General features: G+C 64.9%; 13 protein-coding genes. 6 read left to right on the top strand and 7 right to left on the bottom strand.

Going from position 1 to position 17,146, the window contains the following annotated elements:
- Positions 1-27: 27 nt before the first annotated feature.
- On the top strand, positions 28-1,890 hold the full coding sequence (ilvD, locus tag IP91_RS16155) for a dihydroxy-acid dehydratase (RefSeq protein ID WP_145650098.1): 1,863 nt from the start codon (positions 28-30) through the stop codon (positions 1,888-1,890).
- Between the two features lie 134 nt (positions 1,891-2,024).
- On the opposite strand, the gene IP91_RS16160 is transcribed toward ilvD, so the two are convergent.
- Positions 2,025-2,252: a TIGR04438 family Trp-rich protein gene (locus IP91_RS16160; RefSeq protein ID WP_145650099.1), complete on the bottom strand. Its 228-nt coding sequence runs from the start codon at positions 2,250-2,252 to the stop codon at positions 2,025-2,027.
- A 170-nt stretch (positions 2,253-2,422) separates the two neighbouring features.
- Here IP91_RS16160 and IP91_RS16165 point away from each other — a divergent pair, with 170 nt between their 5' ends.
- On the top strand, positions 2,423-2,734 hold the full coding sequence (locus IP91_RS16165) for a c-type cytochrome (protein WP_145650100.1): 312 nt from the start codon (positions 2,423-2,425) through the stop codon (positions 2,732-2,734).
- Between the two features lie 96 nt (positions 2,735-2,830).
- Here IP91_RS16165 and IP91_RS16170 read toward each other — a convergent pair whose 3' ends face one another.
- The 6 genes from IP91_RS16170 to folD all read right to left on the bottom strand — a co-directional run bounded on the left by IP91_RS16170 (position 2,831) and on the right by folD (position 9,752).
- Complete coding sequence (locus tag IP91_RS16170) at positions 2,831-3,973, bottom strand: branched-chain amino acid ABC transporter substrate-binding protein (protein WP_145650101.1); 1,143 nt, start codon at positions 3,971-3,973, stop codon at positions 2,831-2,833.
- Positions 3,974-4,077: 104 nt separating this feature from the next.
- Entirely contained in the window at positions 4,078-5,217 is a 1,140-nt protein-coding gene (locus tag IP91_RS16175; RefSeq protein ID WP_145650102.1) for a branched-chain amino acid ABC transporter substrate-binding protein, read from the bottom strand.
- 164 nt (positions 5,218-5,381) lie between these two features.
- A complete protein-coding gene (locus IP91_RS16180) occupies positions 5,382-5,774 on the bottom strand; it encodes a hypothetical protein (protein WP_145650103.1) in 393 nt (130 codons plus the stop codon).
- Positions 5,775-6,160: 386 nt separating this feature from the next.
- Entirely contained in the window at positions 6,161-6,586 is a 426-nt protein-coding gene (locus IP91_RS16185) for a DNA polymerase III subunit chi (protein WP_145650104.1), read from the bottom strand.
- A 90-nt stretch (positions 6,587-6,676) separates the two neighbouring features.
- Positions 6,677-8,758 (bottom strand): M3 family metallopeptidase, encoded by a 2,082-nt coding sequence (locus IP91_RS16190; protein ID WP_145650105.1) that lies wholly within the window; start codon positions 8,756-8,758, stop codon positions 6,677-6,679.
- Positions 8,759-8,909: 151 nt separating this feature from the next.
- Positions 8,910-9,752, bottom strand: a complete 843-nt coding sequence (gene folD / locus IP91_RS16195) for a bifunctional methylenetetrahydrofolate dehydrogenase/methenyltetrahydrofolate cyclohydrolase FolD (RefSeq protein ID WP_145650106.1) — start codon at positions 9,750-9,752, stop codon at positions 8,910-8,912.
- Between the two features lie 370 nt (positions 9,753-10,122).
- Here folD and aceE point away from each other — a divergent pair, with 370 nt between their 5' ends.
- From aceE to IP91_RS16215, 4 genes are all read left to right on the top strand, one after another.
- On the top strand, positions 10,123-12,819 hold the full coding sequence (aceE, locus tag IP91_RS16200) for a pyruvate dehydrogenase (acetyl-transferring), homodimeric type (protein ID WP_145650107.1): 2,697 nt from the start codon (positions 10,123-10,125) through the stop codon (positions 12,817-12,819).
- Between the two features lie 21 nt (positions 12,820-12,840).
- A complete protein-coding gene (gene aceF / locus IP91_RS16205) occupies positions 12,841-14,496 on the top strand; it encodes a dihydrolipoyllysine-residue acetyltransferase (RefSeq protein ID WP_145650108.1) in 1,656 nt (551 codons plus the stop codon).
- A gap of 12 nt (positions 14,497-14,508) precedes the next feature.
- Entirely contained in the window at positions 14,509-16,368 is a 1,860-nt protein-coding gene (gene lpdA / locus IP91_RS16210) for a dihydrolipoyl dehydrogenase (protein WP_145650109.1), read from the top strand.
- A gap of 138 nt (positions 16,369-16,506) precedes the next feature.
- On the top strand, positions 16,507-17,133 hold the full coding sequence (locus tag IP91_RS16215; protein ID WP_145650110.1) for a LysE family translocator: 627 nt from the start codon (positions 16,507-16,509) through the stop codon (positions 17,131-17,133).
- The last annotated feature ends 13 nt before the right edge of the window (positions 17,134-17,146 follow it).

Here is a 17,146-nt window from a genome sequence, read left to right on the forward strand (position 1 = left end):
TGACGCCGACGTCCAGGAGACACCATCATGCCAACCTACCGTTCCTACACCACCACCCAGGGCCGCAACATGGCCGGCGCCCGTGCCCTGTGGCGCGCCACCGGCATGAAGGATGGCGACTTCTCGAAGCCGATCATCGCCGTCGTCAACTCGTTCACGCAGTTCGTGCCGGGCCACGTGCACCTGAAGGACCTGGGCCAGCTGGTGGCGCGCGAGATCGAGGCGGCCGGCGGCGTGGCGAAGGAGTTCAACACCATCGCCGTCGACGATGGCATCGCGATGGGTCATGGCGGCATGCTGTACTCGCTGCCGTCGCGCGACCTGATCGCCGACTCGGTCGAATACATGGTCAACGCGCACTGCGCCGATGCGATGGTGTGCATCTCGAACTGCGACAAGATCACGCCGGGCATGCTGATGGCCGCGATGCGACTGAATATTCCCGTGGTGTTCGTGTCCGGCGGCCCGATGGAAGCGGGCAAGGTCCTGAAGGTCGTCAACAACAGCCAGAAGATCATCAAGCTGGACCTGGTCGATGCGATGATCAAGGCCGGCGATACCACCGTCTCGGATGCCGACGTGGCGGAGATCGAGCGCTCGGCCTGTCCTACCTGCGGCTCGTGCTCCGGCATGTTCACCGCGAACTCGATGAACTGCCTGACCGAGGCGCTGGGCCTGTCCCTGCCGGGCAATGGCACCGTGCTGGCCACACACTCGGACCGCAAGGAGCTGTTCCTGCGCGCCGGCCGCCTGATCGTGGAGATCACCAGGCGCCACTACGAGCAGCACGACTACTCGGTCCTGCCGCGCAATATCGCCACCAAGGCCGCCTGGGAAAACGCCATGGCGCTGGATGTGTCGATGGGCGGTTCCACCAACACCGTGCTGCACCTGCTGGCCGCCGCGCACGAAGCGGAAGTGCAGTTCACCATGGCCGACATTGACCGCATCTCGCGCAACGTGCCGTGCCTGTGCAAGGTCGCGCCCATGACCGACAAATACCACATCGAGGACGTGCACCGCGCCGGCGGCATCTTCTCGATCCTGGGCGAACTGGCGCGCGCCGGCCTGCTCGACACGTCGCTGCCGACGGTGCACAGCCCGACGATGGGCGACGCGATCGCGAAGTACGACATCCGCGTGAGCGATGACCAGGCGGTGCACCAGCTGTACCGCGCCGCCCCGGGTGGTGTGCCGACGCAGACGGCGTTCTCGCAATCGGAACGCTTCGAATCGAATGACCTCGATCGCACGGCCGGCTGCATCCGCGACCGCGAGCATGCGTATTCGCAGGATGGCGGCCTGGCGGTCCTGTACGGGAACATCGCCGAGAAGGGCTGCATCGTGAAGACGGCCGGCGTGGACGAGAGCATCCTCAAGTTCTCCGGCAAGGCGCGCGTGTTCGAGAGCCAGGATGCGGCCGTGGAAGCCATCCTCGGCGACACGGTGCATGCGGGCGATGTCGTCATCATCCGCTACGAAGGGCCGAAGGGCGGGCCGGGCATGCAGGAGATGCTGTACCCGACGTCGTACATCAAGTCAAAAGGGTTGGGCAAAGCGTGCGCGCTGTTCACCGACGGGCGCTTCTCCGGCGGCTCGTCCGGCCTGGTGATCGGCCACGCGTCGCCGGAAGCGGCGGAAGGCGGCGCCATCGGCCTGGTGGAAGAGGGCGACCTGATCGACATCGACATCCCGAACCGCACGATCAACCTGCGCGTGACGGTCGAGGACCTGGCGCACCGCCGCGCCGCGATGGAAGACAAGGGCGCCGCCGCCTGGCAGCCGGTGGACCGCGAGCGCTACGTCTCGCAGGCCCTGCGCGCCTACGCTGCGCTGACCACCTCCGCCGACCGGGGCGCCGTCCGCGACCTGTCGCAGCTGAAGCGCTGATCCGCACGGCTACAGCCGAGGCCGTGTCCACCATGGGGTCAACCCCGTTTTCGGACACGAACTCAACCATATAACTGTCGGGCTCGTGTCCGATTTTGGGGTTGACCCCAAGGTGGACACGAGCTCGGCTGTGGCTATTTCTTCCGGTCGCCGAAGCGCTGCTTGAGGCGGTCCTGGCGGCGCTTGGCGTCTTCGTCGTGGGCCTTGCGCTTGTCGAGGCCCAGCATCGGTTCGACGAATTCGAACCACATGAAGGCGGCGACCATCAGGCCGGCGATCCACCACCAGGACAGCTCGGCAAAGCGCCAGACTTCGAACCAGCGCAGCGCGCACAGGGCAAGGATGATGAGGATGATCGGCATGGTGGGCTCCCGGAAGGTTCCATCCTAACGGCGATGGTTACATGTGGCAACAACTGCGCGGCGTGGCGGGTCAACGCCAAACCCGAGCGCTTCGTTGTGGAATAGCCGCTATATGTCCGCCCTTATGGGAAAAAGGTTAGAATCAGCGGCAAATTAATCTGGAGAAATCAATGAAACGTTTCGTGATGGGTGCAATGGTACTGGCTTCCGCCCTGGCGTCGAACGCGGCGCTGGCGAACGCTGACCTGGCGAAGGCGAAGAACTGCATGGCATGCCACGCGGTCGCCAACAAACTGGTGGGCCCGGCCTACAAGGACGTGGCGGCCAAATACGCGGGCCAGAAGGATGCCGAAGGCAAGCTCGTCACGAAAGTGATGAAGGGCGGCTCCGGCGTGTGGGGCGCGATCCCGATGCCGGCCAATCCGCAGGTGAGCGAAGCCGAAGCGCGCACGCTGGTGAAATGGATCCTGACGCAGAAATGAATGTGGCCGCACATGCGGCGCAGGCAGGGGTAAAAAAACCGGGCAAAGGCCCGGTTTTTTCATGGTCGGCTCGATCGAGCACCTTGTTTGATCACCTTATTTGATTACCTCGATCAGGCTCTTCTTCCCGCCCTTGAACGTGTACAAGGTCAGCGCGCCATCCTTGATGTCGCCGAACTGGTCGAACGCCACGGTGCCGATATTGCCCTGGTAGCTCACCTTGAACAGGCTGGGCAGGTATTTCTTCGGATCGGCCGATTTCGCATCGGCCATCGCGGCCGCCATCGTCATCACGGCATCGTACGAATACGCCGCATAGATCTGCACATCCTGCCCGAAACGCTTCTTGTAGCGCGCGCCGAATTCGTCGACCTTCTTCTGCGATGCCGCCGTCACGCCGCCCGCTTCCGCGCAGACGATCGCTTCGTCGCCCACGGTCGGACCGGCCAGCTTCGGCATCGCTTCCGTGCAGATGCCGTCGCCGCCCGCCAGCTTCGTCTTGATGCCCAGTGCCTTCATCTGGCGCACCAGCGGGCCGCCGACCGAATCCATGCCGCCGAAGAACACCAGGTCCGGATTCTTCGCGCGGATGCTGGTGATGATGGCCGAGAAGTCGGTGGCCTTATCGTTGGTGAACTCGCGCGCGACGATCTGCACGCCGCCGCCGGACTTGCGCACGCCCTTGGCGAATTCGTCCGCCAGGCCCTGGCCGTAGGCGGTGCGGTCGTCGATCACGGCGATCTTCTTTGCGCCCAGCTTCTTCACGGCGTAGTCGCCCAGGCTGGCACCGAGCTTGTTGTCGTTGGCGACCACGCGGAACGTGGTGTTGAACTTCTGGTGCGTGTAGACGGGGCTGGTGGCCGATGCGGAGATCTGCGGAATGCCGGCGTTGTAGTAGATGCGCGATGCGGGGATCGACGTGCCGGAGGTCTGGTGGCCGATCACGCCGTTCACCTTGGCGTCCGCCAGCTTCTGCGCGGCGGCCGTGGCCTGCTTCGGATCGGCCGCATCGTCCTCGGCCTGCAGCACGAACTTGACGGCCTTGCCGTTGATCCTGAAGCCCTTGGCGTTCAGGTCTTCCACGGCCAGGCGCGCGCCGTTCGACGTGTCCGTGCCCAAGTGGGCGGACTGGCCGGACAGCGGGCCGACGTAGCCGATGCGTACCACTTCCTGCGCCAGTGCGCTGCCGGAGACGAGCACGGTCGCGGCGACGGCGAGGGAAATCAGCTTCTGTTGCATATGTGTTTTACTCCAATCGATATGCGGCCACATCATAAGGGCCGCAGCAAAAACAAAAGGCCGTCCAAGGACGGCCCGCTCGGGGTGTCTCCCTGAGTATTCTTTTAATGGACCACTTCCAGCTTGGTCTTCTTGGCGCCCGGATAGGTGAACAGCGTGAGGGAACCGTTGTTGATGTCGCCGAACTGGTCGAACGTGATCAGGCCCGTCACGCCCTGGTACTTCACCTTGGCCAGGAACGGCAGGTATTTCTTCGGATCGGCCGAACCGGCATCCTGCATGGCCTGCGCCATCGTCATGACCGCATCGTACACGTAAGGCGCGTACAGCTGCACTTCCTGGTTGTAGGCCTTGCGGTAGCGGGCGTGGAAGTCGTCCATGTTCTTCTGCAGTTCCGCCGGCACGCCGCCCGCTTCGGCACAGGTGACGACGCCTTCGACCGCCGTGGCGCCGGCCAGGCGCGGCAGCGCATCGGTACACACGCCGTCGCCGCCCATGAACTTGGCCTTGATGCCCAGCGCCTTCATCTGGCGCAGCAGCGGGCCGCCCACGGCATCCATGCCGCCGAAGAAGACCAGGTCCGGGTTCTTCGCCTTGATGCTGGTGAGGATGGCGTTGAAGTCGGTGGCCTTGTCGTTGGTGAACTGCTTGTCGACGATCTGCGCGCCTTTCGCGCCCTTCACGAATTCGGTGGCCACGCCCATGCCGTAGGCGGTGCGGTCATCGATCACGGCGATCTTCTTCGCGCCCAGCTTGGTCACGGCGTAGCTGCCCAGCGTGCCACCCAGTTTGCTGTCGTTGGCCACCACGCGGAACGTGGTGTTGAACTTCTGCTTGGTGAAGATCGGGTTGGTCGAGGCGGGCGAGATCTGCGGCAGGCCGGCGTTGAAATAGATGCGCGAGGCCGGCACCGTGGTACCCGAGTTCAGGTGGCCGATCACGCCATTGACCTTGGCATCGACCAGCTTCTGCGCCACGGTGGTGGCCTGCTTCGGATCGGCGCCGTCGTCCTCGAGCTGCAGCACGAACTTGACGGGCTTGCCGGCGATCTTGATGCCTTTCGCATTCAGGTCGGCCACGGCCAGCTTGGCGCCGTTCTCTTCATCCTTGCCGAGATGGGCCTGGGCGCCGGAGATCGGACCCACGTGGCCGATCTTGATGATTTCCTGCGCATGGGCGACACCTGCCGCAGCGGACGCCGCGAAGGCGGCGGCGGTGGCAACTGCGATGAACTTCGTCTGCATACTCGTTCTCTCCGATGAATTGATTGGGGCACCTCGTGAGCGCCGTCAGTGCGAGAAGGTACAACAATTCGCGTGACGGGGAAAGGCGCCGCGATGGAATTTTTGCAGGGGCGGCGTGGCTTGCACCGGAGGAGGGCAGCCTTGCACCGCGCGAGCCGCTTCCTTCACTCTTTTCGTGCCTGCGCCAGCTGCCCGGCGACACTCTCGGCCACGCTCGCCGCGATGGTCTCGCGCAGCCCGGCGCGCAGTTGACCGGCCAGATCCTGTGCAAGCTGCCCAAGTGCCTGGGCCACCTGCGCTTCGATGGCGGCCTCCACGCGTGCCGTCAGCTGCTGCACGACCGCCTCGTTCAGGCGCTGTTCCAGCGCGGCCCAGTCCTGCTCGGGCTTGTCGATGATCGGCGCAGCGGCCGGTGCACTGACGGCCGGCGGCAGGGCCGTGACGATGACGGCCGCGCCGGTGCGCCAGACTGCCGGCGTGACAGCTGCCGGCGCCACCGTGGCAGGTGCCGCAGCGAAGGAGACCGCTGGCGCTGGTGCTGGCGCGGCTTCGGGCACGATCGCCGGCTCGGCACCCGTACGCCAGACTGCTGGCGTGGGGGCTGCAAGGGAAGGTGTTGCGGTTACGGGTTCAGGCTTCGGCGCCACGCCGGTGCGCCAGACTGCGGGCGCAAAAGCCGCTGTCAATACGGCAGCAGGTGCCGCGGCAAACGATGGCAGTGGCGCGGGATCGGACTGGGGCTCGGACGCCAGCCCAGGCCCCGCTGCGAAGGATGGCTCTGGCGCTGGTGCCGAAGCTGGCTCCGACGGGGGCTCGGACCCGAGCGCCGGCTCGTGCTTCAACCCGGGTGCAGGTTCGGTGGCCGCTGGCCCGGTTGCCGGCACATCCTCGCGCAGCACCTCGGTCAGGACGGGGATGCCCGGATCGAACGATGCGGCGGACGTCATGCCTTGCCCACGGTGAGGTGGGCGGGCTGGAATTCCTGCCGCTTGTAGGCCACGAAGCGCAGGCGTCCCGCCGCCACGTCCGCTTCGTCGGTGGAGACCACTTCGATCAAACGGGGGAAGTTCTCGAACTGCGCCGGTGCGCGGCGTGCCAGGTTCACCAGCAGGTCGGCCTGCGGCAGCTCCACGCCATCGCTGTCGGCCAGCACGATGGGCGTGTCCGGCGCCAGCGGATCGTTCACGTGCGCGTGCGGCAGGAAGTCGGTGGCCGAGAAACCCCACAGCGCGTCGTCCAGCTGCGCCAGCTGGCGGGCATCTTCCGCCAGCACCACGATGCGGTTGCGCGCGCCGTAGGCCTTGCGCACCAGGCGGCAGGCGTACAGGATCTTGTCGGGGACGTTGGTGTGGAAGTCGATGCGGGTCATGCGGGTATTGTAGCGTGGGCGGACATCGGGTGAAAAATGGGGTCTGTCCCCATTTTTCAGGCAACCAGGTTGCCGCTTTGCTGTTTCCCTTTACGCGGCCATGCCGGAGTGGCGCAGCAGCGCGTCGATCTGCGGTTCGCGGCCGCGGAAGGCGGTGAACGATTCCAGCGCCGGGCGCGAGCCGCCCACGGACAGGATCTCGCTCAGGAACTTGCGGCCCGTGTCGACCACCCTGTCGTCCGCGCCATCGAGTTGCGCCGCTTCCTCGAATGCCGCGTAGGCATCGGCGGACAGCACCTCGGCCCACTTGTAGCTGTAGTAGCCGGCCGCGTAACCGCCGGCGAAGATGTGGCCGAACGAGTTCTGGAAGCGGTTGAACGACGGCGACTTGATGACGGCGAAGCGCTGGCGCACCTCGTCGATCACGTCCTGCACCGACTTGCCCGAGTCAGGGGCATAGTCGAAGTGCAGGTGCATGTCGAGCAGCGAGAACTCCACCTGGCGCAGGGTCTGCAGGCCGGACTGGAAGTTCTTCGCCGCCGTCATCTTGTCGAACAGCGCGCGCGGCAGCGGCTCGCCCGTCTTGTAGTGCGCCGTCATGTGCGACAGCACGTTCCACTCCCAGCAGAAGTTCTCCATGAACTGGGATGGCAGTTCCACCGCATCCCACTCCACGCCGGCGATGCCGGACACGCCCAGCTCTTCGACGAGCGTGAGCATGTGGTGCAGGCCGTGGCCGAATTCGTGGAACAGCGTGATCACTTCGTCGTGCGTGAACAGCGAAGGCTGCACCTTGCCATCCTTGACGGCCGGTTCCGTGAAGTTGCAGGTCAGGTAGGCGATCGGCGTCTGCAGCTGGCCATTTTCCAGCCGGCGGCTGCGCGCGTCGTCCATCCACGCGCCGCTGTTCTTGCCGGGGCGGGCGTACAGGTCCAGGTAGAACTGGCCCACCAGGTCGCCATCGCGCTCGATGCGGAAGAAGCGCACGTCCGGATGCCACACGGGCGCCTGGTCCGGCAGGATCTGCACGCCGAACAGGTTTTGCACGAGCTTGAACAGGCCGTCGATCACCTTGTGCTCGGGGAAGTACTGCTTCACTTCCTGCGCCGAGAACGCATAGCGGTGCTGCTGCAGTTTTTCGGATGCGTACGGCAGGTCCCAGGCCTGCAGGTCCGTCAGGTTCAGGTGCTCCTGCGCAAAGGTGCGCAGTTCTTCCAGGTCCTTCTCGGCGAACGGGCGGGCCCGTTTCGCCAGGTCTTCCAGGAACTCGATCACGTGTTCCGGGCTCTGCGCCATCTTCGGCACCAGCGACACCTCGGCGAAGTTCTTGTAGCCCAGCAGCTGAGCTTCTTCCGCGCGCAGCTTCAGCAGCTTGACGATGTTGGCGCTGTTGTCCCACTTGTCGCGCTCGCTGAACACCTCGCCCAGCTCGGAGGCCTTGGTGGCGTTGGCGCGGTAGACCGTCTCGCGTAGCGCGCGGCTGTCGGCGAACTGCAGGATCGGGTAGTACGATGGGAAGTGCAGCGTGAACTGCCAGCCCGCCTTGCCGTTCTTTTCGGCCAGCGCCTGGGCAGCCGCCTTCACATCGTCCGGCAGGCCGGCCAGTTCCGCTTCGTCCTCGACCAGCAGCTTCCAGTCGTTGGTGGCATCGAGCACGTTTTCCGAGAAGCGCGTGGACGTGACCGCGTGTTCTTCCTGGATCTGCGCGAAGCGTTCCTTCTGTGCCGGCGGCAGCTCGGCGCCGCCCATGCGGAATTCGCGGATCGCGTTCTCGATGATGCGCTTGCGGGCCGGCGACAGCGTTGCGAACTCGGGCGACGCCTGCAGCGCCTTGTATTGGGCGAACAGCGCCTCGTTCTGCGCCAGCTCCGTGAAGAACTCCGTGATCTTCGGCTGGTTCTCGTTGTACACGGCGCGCAGCTCGGGCGTATCGGCCACGTTGTTCAGGTGACCGACGATCCCCCAGGCGCGGCCCAGCAGCTCCGTCGCGTTTTCCAGCGGCGTGACGAAGTTCTGCCACGTGACGGCGTCGGTGGCCGCTTCCAGCTTGGCGACCACGGCGCGGTTCTGCGTCAGCAGCTCGTCGATGGCCGGCGTTACGTGTTCCGGGCGGATCGCGTCGAAGCGCGGCAGGCCGCCGAAGTCGAGCAGGGGATTGTCAGTCATCGTCATAGTATTTTTCCGGTCTAGAGTTTTGCGAACCATCGGCTTCGCGGATCGTTCAAAGCGCCTCGGGCTAGGCGCAGCGTCGCAGTCAGTGCTTCAGCACCGAATTGACCAAGGGCTGGCGCTGCAACAACGCCCCAGGCGCCTTTTAACGATCTCAGCGTTCCGCCGATTGGATCGTGTTCATTAACAGCATCGTGATCGTCATCGGACCCACGCCACCCGGCACCGGCGTAATGTGCGCGGCCACTTCGCGGATGGCGGCAAAATCCACGTCGCCACACAGCTTGCCATTATCGTCGCGATTCATGCCCACATCGATCACGATTGCGCCCGGCTTCACCATGTCGGCCGTCAGCGTGTTGCGGCGGCCGACGGCGGCCACGATCACATCCGCCTGCTTCGTGTACACCGACAGATCCGGCGTAGCGCTATGGCAGATGGTGACGGTGGCGTTGGCCTGCAAGAGCAGCAGCGCCATGGGCTTGCCCACCGTGTTGCTGCGGCCGATGACGACGGCGTGCTTGCCGCGCAGGTCGGTGCCGGTCGATTCGATCAGCTTCATGCAGCCGTACGGCGTGCAGGGACGGTAGCCGTCCAGGCCCGTCATCAGTTCGCCGGCCGACAGCACCGAGTAGCCGTCCACGTCCTTGGCGGTGGAAATCGCCTCGATCACCTTGTGGGGGTTGATGTGCTTCGGCAGCGGCATCTGCACCAGGATGCCGTGGATGGCCGGATCATCGTTCAGCCCCGCGATGCGCTCGAGCAGCGCCGCCTCGGTCAGGTCGGCCTCGTACTTTTCCAGCACGGAGTGGATGCCCACGTCGCCGCATGCCTTCACCTTGTTGCGCACATAGACCTGGCTGGCCGGATCTTCGCCGACCAGGATCACGGCCAGGCCGGGCTGCTTGCCCCTGGCGGTGAGCGCGGCGGCGCGCGCGGCGATTTCCGAGCGCAGTTGTTGGGAGAGGGCGATTCCGTCGATCAGTTGTGCAGACATGGTGTGGTCAGTGATGGGAGGATGGAAGACCGACATTATAAAGGGTGGCCGCTCATGTGCCCCGGTCGGATGCTCGCGCAGGCAATCGGGCCACCCGGCTTGCATGCGCATGCAAATGCTGCGGTGCCCAATCCCTGCGATCCCAATGCGATCTCCCGAAAGTCGGGAATTTATGCGGCAACGCAGCATTTTCTCATAGGAGAATTTCATAATGTGGAAAGACCTTCCGCATTTTGAAAAGGCCGATTTCACTGTTAGAATCCTCACACTTAGCCAAAGTCTTAGTAAATAATCCAGTACATTCGCACCCCAGCGTCCGCCGCCAGATGTTCCGGTTGGGCCCTCATCGATCACTAAGGAGACTCGTTACATGTCAGCTCAACTAGACCAGGTCACGGCCCAAACCGCCAACGATCCGGACGCGCAGGAAACCAAGGAATGGCTCGAGGCGCTGGACGCCGTACTGCAGAACGAAGGCCCGGAACGCGCCCAGTACCTGATGGAGCGCCTGGCCGACCTGGCGCGCCGCCGCGGCGCCGACATCCCGTATTCGGCCAACACGGCGTACGTGAACACCATTCCTGCCGACGTGGGCGCACACTGCCCGGGCAACCTGGAATACGAAGAGCGCCTGCGCTCGTGGATGCGCTGGAACGCCATGGCGATGGTGGTCAAGGCCAACCGCGCCGATGGCGACCTGGGTGGCCACCTGTCCTCGTTTGCCTCGCTGGCGAACATGCTGGGCATCGGCTTCAACCACTTCTGGAAAGCGCCGAGCGAAGAGCACGGCGGCGACCTGCTGTACATCCAGGGCCACTCGTCGCCCGGCGTGTACGCGCGTGCCTTCCTGGAAGGCCGCCTGACGGAAGAGAACCTGCTGAGCTTCCGCCGTGAAGTCGACGGTGGCGGCCTGTCGTCGTACCCGCACCCGAAACTGATGCCGGACTTCTGGCAGTTCCCGACCGTGTCGATGGGCCTGGGCCCGCTGATGGCGATCTACCAGGCACGGTTCCTGAAGTACCTGCACGCCCGCGGCATCGCCAATACCGACGGCCGCAAGGTCTGGGCCTTCTGCGGCGACGGCGAGATGGACGAGCCGGAATCGCTGGGCGCGATCGGCATGGCCGCCCGCGAGATGCTCGACAACCTCGTCATCGTCGTCAACTGCAACCTGCAGCGCCTGGACGGTCCGGTGCGCGGCAACGGCAAGATCATCCAGGAACTGGAAGGCGAGTTCCGCGGCGCCGGCTGGAACGTCGTGAAAGTCATCTGGGGCCCGGGCTGGGACGAGCTGCTGGCCAAGGACAAGGAAGGCATCCTGCAGCGCGTGATGATGGAAACCGTCGACGGCGAATACCAGAACTACAAGGCCAAGGACGGCGCCTACGTGCGCAAGCATTTCTTCGGCAAGCATCCGAAGCTGCTGGACATGGTCGCCAACATGAGCGACGACGACATCTGGCGCCTGACCCGCGGCGGCCACGATCCGCACAAGATCTACGCCGCCTTCAAGGTCGCCCAGGAAGCCCAGGGCAAGCCGACCGTGCTGCTGGTGAAGACCGTCAAGGGCTACGGCATGGGCAAGTCGGGCGAGGCGCGCAACACGGCGCACCAGACCAAGAAGCTGGACGACGAGGCGATCCGCGAAATGCGCGACCGCTTCAACATCCCCATCCCGGACGACAAGCTGGCCGAGATCCCGTTCTTCAAGCCGTCCGACGACGCGCCGGAAATGAAGTACCTGCACGAGCGCCGCAAGGCCCTGGGCGGCTACCTGCCGCACCGCCGCATGAAGGCCGACGAGACGCTGGTCGTGCCGCCGCTGGAAGCGTTCAAGAACGTGCTGGACGCGACTGCGGAAGGCCGCGAGATCTCGACGACCCAGTCGTTCGTGCGCATCATTACCGCACTGCTGCGCGACCAGAGCCTGGGCCAGCGCGTGGTGCCGATCCTGGTCGACGAATCGCGGACCTTCGGCATGGAAGGCCTGTTCCGCCAGATCGGCATCTTCAACCAGCAAGGGCAGCTGTACGAGCCGGTCGACAAGGACCAGGTGATGTACTACCGCGAGGACAAGGCCGGCCAGATCCTGCAGGAAGGTATCAACGAAGCGGGCGGCATGAGCTCGTGGATCGCCGCGGCCACGTCGTACTCGACGAACAACCGCGTGATGATCCCGTTCTTCACGTACTACTCGATGTTCGGCATGCAGCGCGTGGGCGACCTGGTATGGGCCGCCGGCGACATGCGCGCCCGTGGCTTCATGATGGGCGGCACGGCCGGCCGCACGACCTTGAACGGCGAAGGCCTGCAGCACGAGGATGGCCACAGCCACCTGTTCGCCGCGGCGATCCCGAACTGCCTGCCGTACGACCCGACCTTCGGCCACGAGCTGGCGGTCATCATTCATGACGGCCTGCGCCGCATGGTGACGGAACAGGAAGACGTGTTCTACTACATCACCATCATGAACGAGAACTACGCGCACCCGGGCCTGAAGGCCGGCCAGGAAGAGGGCATCCTGAAGGGCATGTACCTGCTGCAGGAAGGCACGGCGAATGCTGGCCAGCGCGTGCAGCTGATCGGCTCCGGCACGATCCTGCGCGAGTCCATCTTCGCCGCCGAGCTGCTGGAAAAGGACTGGGGCGTCGCCGCCGATATCTGGTCCGCACCGTCGCTGACCCTGATTGCCCGCGATGGCCAGGATGCCGAGCGCTGGAACCTCGTGAACCCGACCAAGGAACAGCGCGTGCCGTACGTGACGCAGCTGCTGAAGGACACGCAGGGCCCGATCGTGGCCACGACCGACTACATGCGCCTGTACGCCGAGCAGATCCGCGCCTTCATGCCGAAGGACCGCACCTACCGCGTGCTGGGCACCGACGGCTTCGGCCGTTCCGACAGCCGCGCCAAGCTGCGCGAGTTCTTCGAGGTGAACCGCTACTACATCACGGTGGCGGCATTGCGTTCGCTGGCGGAAGAAGGCAAGATCGAGATGGCCGTCGTCGAACAGGCCGTCGTCAAGTACGGCCTGAACCCGAACAAGCCAAATCCGGTGACCCAATAACGAGAATACGGAGCGAACGCTATGAGCATTGTGGAAGTCAAAGTCCCGGACATCGGTGATTTCAAGGAAGTCGAAGTCATCGAGCTGATGGTGAAGGTCGGCGACACGATCAAGGTCGACCAGTCGCTGGTCACCGTGGAATCGGACAAGGCATCGATGGAGATCCCTTCGTCGACGGCTGGCGTGATCAAGGAAATCAAGGTGAAGGTGGGCGACAAGATCGCCGAAGGCTCGCTGCTGCTGACCGTGGAAGCGGAGGGCGCCGCTGCTGCTCCGGCGGCCGAAGCGGCGCCGGCTGCTGCCGCTCCTGCTCCGGCCCCTGCTGCCGCCCCGGCGCCAGCGGCTGCCGCCCCTGCTGCATCGGGCGGTCCCGTGGAAGTGAAGGTGCCGGACATCGGCGACTTCAAGGAAGTGGAAGTCATCGAGGTGATGGTCAAGGTCGGCGACACGATCAAGAAGGACCAGTCGCTGGCCACCGTCGAATCGGACAAGGCGTCGATGGAGATTCCGTCGTCGCACGAAGGCGTCGTCAAGGAACTGCGGATCAAGGTCGGCGACAAGGTAGCCGAGGGTTCGGTGGTGCTGGTGGTCGAAGCCACTGGTGGCAGCGCTGCACCTGCTGCTGCTCCTGCGGCCGCTCCAGCTGCTGCCGCGCCTGCACCAGCTGCGGCATCCGCTCCTGCTCCGGCACCTGCTCCGGCACCTGCCGCGGCGGCGCCGGCCACCGCTGGCGTCTCCGGCAAGCTGGCGCACGCCTCGCCGTCGGTCCGCAAGTTCGCCCGCGAACTGGGCGTGGATGTATCGAAGGTGCCTGGCACCGGTCCGAAGAACCGCGTCACGCAGCAGGACGTGCAGAACTACGTCAAGGGCGTGGTGGCCGGTGCCGCGTCGGCACCGACGGCTGCTCCTGCCTCGGCTGGCGGTGGTGCGGGCCTGAACCTGCTGCCATGGCCGTCGCTGGACTTCTCCAAGTTCGGCGAAACGGAACTGCAGCCACTGCCGCGCATCAAGAAGATCTCCGGCCCGAACCTGCACCGCAACTGGGTGATGATCCCGCACGTGACGCAGTTCGAGGATGCCGACATCACGGACCTGGAAGCATTCCGCGTCGACACCAACAACGCCAACGCGAAGAACAAGGATGCCGCCAAGCTGACGATGCTGGCCTTCGTCATCAAGGCCTCCGTCGCCGCGCTCAAGAAGCACCCGACGTTCAACTCCTCGCTGGACGCCGAGGGTGCGAACCTGATCCTCAAGAAGTACTACAACATCGGCTTCGCTGCCGATACGCCGAACGGCCTGGTGGTACCGGTGGTGAAGAATGCCGACCAGAAGAGCGTGTCGCAGATCGCCCGCGAGATGACGGAACTGTCGCTGGCCGCGCGCGAAGGCAAGCTGAAGCCGGCCGACATGCAGGGCGCCACGTTCACGATCTCGTCGCTGGGCGGCATCGGCGGCTCGCACTTCACGCCGATCGTCAATGCACCCGAGGTCGCGATCCTCGGCCTGTCGAAGGCATCGATGAAGCCCGTGTGGGACGGCAAGCAGTTCGTGCCGCGCCTGATGATGACGCTGTCGCTGTCCTACGACCACCGCGTGGTCGATGGCGCGACCGGTGCCCGCTTCGCAGTCTACCTGGCAGAAGTGCTGGGCGACATGCGCAAAGTGCTGCTGTAAGGAGATGACCCGATGAGCACTGTCGAAGTAAAAGTACCGAATATCGGCGACTTCAAGGAAGTCGAAGTCATCGAGCTGATCGCCAAGGTGGGCGACACGATCAAGGTCGACCAGTCGATCGCCACCGTGGAATCGGACAAGGCATCGATGGAGATTCCATCGACGCACGCCGGCGTGATCAAGGAACTGAAGATCAAGGTGGGCGACAAGGTGTCGGAAGGTTCGCTGCTGATGGTCGTCGAGGAAGCTGCCGGCGCTGCTGCTCCTGCTTCGGCCCCTGCTGCTGCTGATTCCACCACCACCCCCGCCGCGCCGGTGGCCACGGCGGCCGAGAGGGGCGCTGCGCCGGGCCAGGCCGCGCCGGTGTATGGCGGCCCTGCCGTTCCTGCGCCCGCTGCGGCACCGGCTTCCGGTCCTGCACCGGCCGCCGGTTCGTATGCCGGCAACGTCGATGTGCAGTGCGACATGATGGTGCTGGGCGCCGGTCCCGGCGGCTACTCCGCCGCGTTCCGCGCCGCGGACCTGGGCCAGAGCACCGTGCTGGTCGAGCGTTACGCCACGCTGGGCGGCGTGTGCCTGAACGTGGGCTGCATCCCGTCGAAGGCGCTGCTGCACCTGGCGTCCGTGATCGACGAGACGTCGCACCTCGGCAAGCACGGCGTGAAGTTCGCCAAGCCGGAAGTCGACATCGACGAGGTGCGCAAGTACAAGGACAGCGTCATCGGCAAGATGACGGGCGGCCTGGCCGGCATGGCGAAGGCGCGCAAGGTGCAGGTGGTGCAGGGCGTCGGCCAGTTCCTCAGCCCGAACCACATCGAAGTGACGGGCGCCGACGGCACCAAGAAGGTCGTGCAGTTCAAGCAGGCCATCATCGCGGCCGGTTCGGCCGTCGTGAAGCTGCCGTTCGTGCCGGAAGATCCCCGCATCGTCGATTCGACGGGCGCGCTGGAACTGCGCTTCATCCCGAAACGCATGCTGGTCATCGGCGGCGGCATCATCGGCCTGGAGATGGCCACCGTCTACTCCACGTTCGGTGCGCGCATCGACGTGGTCGAGATGATGGACGGCCTGATGCAGGGCGCCGACCGTGACGCCGTGAAGATCTGGCAGAAGTACAATGCCGCCCGCTTCGACAACATCATGACGAAGACGAAGACCGTCGGCGTGGAAGCGCTGCCGGAAGGGATCAAGGTCACGTTCGAAGCCGCCGAAGCCGGTGCCGCAGCGCCGGAACCACAGGTCTATGACATGGTGCTGGTGGCCGTGGGCCGCAGCCCGAACGGCAAGAAGATCGCTGCCGACAAGGCCGGCGTGCAGGTGTCGGACCGCGGCTTCATCGCCGTCGACAGCCAGATGCGCACCAACGTGCCGCACATCTTCGCCATCGGCGACCTGGTGGGCCAGCCGATGCTGGCGCACAAGGCGGTGCACGAAGGCCACGTGGCGGCCGAAGCGGCTGCCGGCCAGAAGTCGCACTTCGACGCGACCGTGATCCCGTCCGTCGCCTACACCGATCCGGAAGTGGCATGGGTGGGCCTGACGGAAGACGAAGCGAAGGCCAAGGGCATCAAGGTCGAGAAGGGCCACTTCCCGTGGGCCGCCTCGGGCCGCGCCGTGGCCAACGGCCGTGACGAAGGCTTCACGAAGATCCTGTTCGACGCCGAAACGCACCGCATCGTGGGCGGCACCATCGTCGGCACGCATGCCGGCGACATGATCGGCGAGATCGCTCTCGCCATCGAGATGGGCGCCGACGGCACCGACATCGGCAAGACGATCCATCCTCACCCGACCCTGGGCGAGTCGATCGGCATGGCCGCCGAAGTGTACGAAGGCGTCTGCACGGACCTGCCGCCGGCCCGCAAGCGCTGATTCTGCGGTGCTTGCCCGGAAACGCCACCCCGTGTGGCGTTTTTTTTCGCCAATATTTCCGCAAAAATGGGGACAGACCCCATTTTTTTGGCAATATTTCCTGGAAAATGGGGTCTGTCCCTGTTTCTGAATCCGCCGATGCTCACGCTCCAGCAAACCCTCGCTTTTTTGGCCGCCGCCATCCTGATCACGGCGTCGCCCGGGCCGGACAACCTGATGGTGCTCAGCATGGGCATCTCGAAAGGCCGCCGGCAGGGCATCGCGTTCGGTCTGGGCTGCGCGGCGGGATGTCTGAGCCATACGCTGCTGGCGGTGATCGGCGTGAGTGCGCTGATCGCGGCGTCGCCGACGGCCTTCACGGTGCTGAAGGTGGCCGGTGGCCTGTACCTGGTCTGGATGGGCTTCAACGCTTGGCGTTACGCGGGCGTGGTCCGCATCGACGAGGTGGGGATGGCCGACCAGCCGCTCGGCCAGCTGTTCCGCAAGGGGATGGTGGCCGCCATGATCAATCCGAAGGTGATCCTGTTCTTCCTGTCCTTCCTGCCGCAGTTCGTCATTGCCGCCAATGGCCATGTGGCGTGGCAGCTCGGCGCGCTGGGCGTGCTGTTCGCCGCGCAGGCCGCCGTACTGTTCGGCCTGATCGGCTACTTCTCCGGCGCCGTCGGCCAGTGGCTGTCCAAGCGGCCGAAGGCGGGGCCGGTGCTGGACCGCATCGCCGGCACCGTCTTCATCGGGCTGGGATTGCGGCTGATCGTTTCACGATGACATGGAAGGGAAT

Source organism: Pseudoduganella lurida, assembly GCF_007830455.1.
GTDB classification, from domain to species: Bacteria; Pseudomonadota; Gammaproteobacteria; order Burkholderiales; family Burkholderiaceae_D; genus Rugamonas; species Rugamonas lurida.

Coding starts and splice junctions, on each gene's coding strand:
- ilvD (WP_145650098.1), top strand. CDS start 28: ATGCCAACCTACCGTTCCTACACCACCACCCAGGGCCGCAACATGGCC.
- IP91_RS16160 (WP_145650099.1), bottom strand. CDS start 2,252: ATGCCGATCATCCTCATCATCCTTGCCCTGTGCGCGCTGCGCTGGTTC.
- IP91_RS16165 (WP_145650100.1), top strand. CDS start 2,423: ATGAAACGTTTCGTGATGGGTGCAATGGTACTGGCTTCCGCCCTGGCG.
- IP91_RS16170 (WP_145650101.1), bottom strand. CDS start 3,973: ATGCAACAGAAGCTGATTTCCCTCGCCGTCGCCGCGACCGTGCTCGTC.
- IP91_RS16175 (WP_145650102.1), bottom strand. CDS start 5,217: ATGCAGACGAAGTTCATCGCAGTTGCCACCGCCGCCGCCTTCGCGGCG.
- IP91_RS16185 (WP_145650104.1), bottom strand. CDS start 6,586: ATGACCCGCATCGACTTCCACACCAACGTCCCCGACAAGATCCTGTAC.
- IP91_RS16190 (WP_145650105.1), bottom strand. CDS start 8,758: ATGACGATGACTGACAATCCCCTGCTCGACTTCGGCGGCCTGCCGCGC.
- folD (WP_145650106.1), bottom strand. CDS start 9,752: ATGTCTGCACAACTGATCGACGGAATCGCCCTCTCCCAACAACTGCGC.
- aceE (WP_145650107.1), top strand. CDS start 10,123: ATGTCAGCTCAACTAGACCAGGTCACGGCCCAAACCGCCAACGATCCG.
- aceF (WP_145650108.1), top strand. CDS start 12,841: ATGAGCATTGTGGAAGTCAAAGTCCCGGACATCGGTGATTTCAAGGAA.
- lpdA (WP_145650109.1), top strand. CDS start 14,509: ATGAGCACTGTCGAAGTAAAAGTACCGAATATCGGCGACTTCAAGGAA.
- IP91_RS16215 (WP_145650110.1), top strand. CDS start 16,507: ATGCTCACGCTCCAGCAAACCCTCGCTTTTTTGGCCGCCGCCATCCTG.